General features: G+C 67.6%; 4 protein-coding genes. All 4 read right to left on the bottom strand.

The annotated features are described in order from the left end of the window. The coding region (locus tag QZV72_RS09195) for a GTP pyrophosphokinase family protein (protein WP_297007650.1) at window positions 1–789 on the bottom strand (789 nt) is incomplete at its 3' end. A 5-nt stretch (window positions 790–794) separates the two neighbouring features. After that, the gene (locus QZV72_RS09190) at window positions 795–1,331 is read right to left on the bottom strand and encodes a hypothetical protein (RefSeq protein ID WP_297007647.1); all 537 of its coding nucleotides are present in this window, start codon (window positions 1,329–1,331) and stop codon (window positions 795–797) included. 15 nt (window positions 1,332–1,346) lie between these two features. Next, window positions 1,347–2,216 carry a BRCT domain-containing protein gene (locus QZV72_RS09185; RefSeq protein WP_297007646.1) on the bottom strand — a complete coding sequence of 290 codons (870 nt, stop codon included), beginning with the start codon at window positions 2,214–2,216 and terminating at the stop codon, window positions 1,347–1,349. 35 nt (window positions 2,217–2,251) lie between these two features. Further along, window positions 2,252–2,854 carry a TetR/AcrR family transcriptional regulator gene (locus QZV72_RS09180; RefSeq protein ID WP_297007644.1) on the bottom strand — a complete coding sequence of 201 codons (603 nt, stop codon included), beginning with the start codon at window positions 2,852–2,854 and terminating at the stop codon, window positions 2,252–2,254. Between the last annotated feature and the right edge of the window lie 136 nt (window positions 2,855–2,990).

Here is a 2,990-nt window from a genome sequence, read left to right as displayed (position 1 = left end):
GGAGTCGCAGAGGACGGTGAGCTCACCGATGGTGGTGATGCCGTGGGCGGCGAGCATGTCCACGGCGAAGGTGTAGTACTCGGCCTTCGACGTGGGGAAGGTGGTGCCGAGGATCATCGTGAGGACGCCGGGCAGTGTGGTGGCGGTGAGCTCAGCGTCCTCCGGTGCGTCCACCTCACTGGAGACGATGTGCTGGATCTCGTCGAACTGACCGTCGGCGAGTTCGATGAGCCCCGCGGCGAGGGTGAAGGCGCGATGGACCTCGACGGGCAGGTCCCCGTCGGGGTTCTTGTAGCGGATGTCGTGTTCGAACTCGGCCCAGGCATGCTGGAGAATGGTCCGGAGCTGGATCTCCACGAGACGGCCGTCGAGGTCGGTGCCTGCCAGGCCCGGCAGACGGTCGGGGTCCAACCTGGCGATGACGTGCCGGGAGGCGTAGCCGAAGCTGCCCTCGGCCCTGGCCTTCCGGGCCTTGTCGACGACATCCTCGACCGCGAAGAGGTTGCGCATCACACCGACGAGCAGGGGAATCTCCGAGGTGGTGAAGACCGTGACGCGGATACCGATGACATCATGGGCCGACTCGAAGTCCCGGTACTCGGGGAAGTCCGGGTTGCGGAGTTTGGTGAGGAAACTGCGGCGGTCCTTGATCCGTACCGAAACCTGGTCGTAGGAGATACCGGCGTCATCGAGTTCATCGGAGAGGACGCGGCGGATGTCGTCGGTGACGGTGGGATGCCCGGAGAGCCAGACATCGTAGTGGTGGAGTGCGGAATCATGCGAACCCATGACACTCAGAGTAGGGCACTCTCGCTCAGGGGTAGGGCAGGGCCGCACACCTCCTCTGCAACGCCGCCGGGACAGTCCACCGGATCGGCGCCCCCGGAGACGACGAGGAGGCGCCCGGTGGCGGTGACGGCGACCCGCGGATCCTCCGGCAGGACGCGGAGGGTCGGACGGACCAGCAGGGGATGGGCGATGAGCCCGGCGGCGGGGAAAGGATCATCGATGACGCCGATCTCCAGGATGCCGTCGGTGAGACGACGTTGACGCAGCGCGGTGCCGTGGACGGCGCTGATACGGCCGAGGGTGGCGAGCATGGTGAGGGCGGCGTCCGCCCACAGCTCACCGACGGTGGTGTCCTCGCTGAGGAGGTCGTCGGTGGTCAGTTCACGGATGCCGTCGGGCCCCGACCTCCGGATGCCGGTGGACAGACCCGCGCCCAGCGGGATGAGCAGGGGAGTACCGGCGGTCCAGATGTCGCCGGGTCTGTGATTGTGGGCCCCGTCCGGCAGAGGGAGGAGGTGGAGGGCGGATTCTGTGGAGTCCATACCGTAGTTAGACCCCTAGAATGGTGCGTCGGTTCCCTTCACCTCGGAAAATTCCGGACGCGCGGTTTTCCCGATCTTCTCGAGGAACTCGGCGAAGGTCCACAGCTGGATGTCCTGGCCCTTCTCCTTCAACTCCCGGGCCCGCTTCTCCTTGCTGGTCACCGAATCCCAGGTGCCGAGGATGAGGACGGTGGTCTTCTTCGTGACGTTCTTGCCGACGGTGCCACCGGCCGCGGCGATCATGTCCCACACCTCGCCCTTCTCATAGGGTTCGAAGTCCCCGGTGACGGTGACGTTCTGGCCGAAGACCGGCCCGTCGGCGTCTGCGGTGAGGTCTGGTTCGGGCAGGACGTCAGGGGTGGAGACGCGCTTCCAGCTGCCCCGGCCCCCGCTCTTCGGCTTACCTGGGGACGCGGGGGACCCGGGGGACGCCGGGGAGGCCTTAGACGCACCGGAAGTGACCTCCGGCGACGGCTCTGCGGGCAGCTCGAACAGAGACAAGGGAGCGTCCCCGGTGGCTGCGGCGGATTCCCCGGGGCCGTCGACCGGATAGCCGCCCTGCAGTGCGGTCAGGGCGGCGTTCGCGGCGACGAACGCGTCCTGCTGGCCGGGGCCGAAGGCGACGACATTCGTTGCACCGTGGGTCGCCGGGTAGCCGCGCAGTGGGCGTTCGACGGTGCCGGGCCGCTCTGCGGCATCAGCCAGAGAGAACTGGATCCATCCCGGCGACGTGGCCGTGGGCGCGTGGTGGTACCACCCCCGGAGATCCCGCGGGGTGACATCGAGGGTGGGCGGCAGGAGCGTCCTGCCCATCGGAGTGCGTTCGACGTGGACGCCGGAACTGCCGACGGTGATCGTGGCACCGTGGGCGGTGACCGTGGTCATGTATGTACCTCTATCCCTGTGTTTTCCCTGTGTGACTATCCCCGTGTGGCTGCGGATGCGGCCACACCGTCGAGAATCAGTTCCACGCCGGCGAGAATGCGGACCACCGCCCCGGTGTCCGGTACCGCCGCGTCCTCGGTGGCGTGGGCGGTCTGCAACTCAGTGGCGGCACCGAGCAGGTAACGCACCAGTACCCAGGAGGCCAGGGCAGGGTCGCCGCCGGGTGCACCTGCGAGCGCGACGGTCACCGGCTCGACCGGGTTGTGCTCCAGGGTACCGGTGGCCAGGGCGGCGGAGACGATCTCGGCGCCGTCGCGGGTGGACAGCAGCCGGTCGAGCAGCGTGGCGGCCGCGTCCAGGGCGCGGGCCCTCCAGGCGTCGATCTCGGCGTCGATCCCGGTGTCCAGCCCGGTGTCCAGCCCGGGGGAGGTGACGTCGGCCGGTACCGCGTCGGGAGTGGCGAGGATCTTGTCGGCCACCGCACCGAGGAGAGCCTGTTTGGACGGGAAATGCCAGTACAGAGCCCCTGGGGCGACCTCGAGGTTGCGGGCCAGGCGACGCATGCTGAGGTCGCCGAGCCCGTACTCGTGGAGGATGTCGAAGGAGGCGTTGAGGATGGTTTCCCGGTTGAGTTGCACGGTGCACGAGTCTAGTCGGGTTAACGGATCAGGGTGCCGGTCGATGTAACCTCGGAGAAGTACGAGTCACTGAACGAGTCACAGACCGAAGGGATTTCACCGACATGGCTTACGGATGCCGGGGGCGTGCAACACG

It is taken from the genome of uncultured Corynebacterium sp. (genome assembly GCF_902782855.1).
Taxonomy (GTDB): domain Bacteria; phylum Actinomycetota; class Actinomycetes; order Mycobacteriales; family Mycobacteriaceae; genus Corynebacterium.
The sequence above is the reverse complement of the archived record's forward strand: the minus strand, read 5'-3'. Positions and strand labels throughout refer to the sequence as shown.

Bases quoted from the DNA above. Each gene is read 5' to 3' on its own strand.
- QZV72_RS09190 (WP_297007647.1), bottom strand. From the start codon at position 1,331: ATGGACTCCACAGAATCCGCCCTCCACCTCCTCCCTCTGCCGGACGGG.
- QZV72_RS09185 (WP_297007646.1), bottom strand. From the start codon at position 2,216: ATGACCACGGTCACCGCCCACGGTGCCACGATCACCGTCGGCAGTTCC.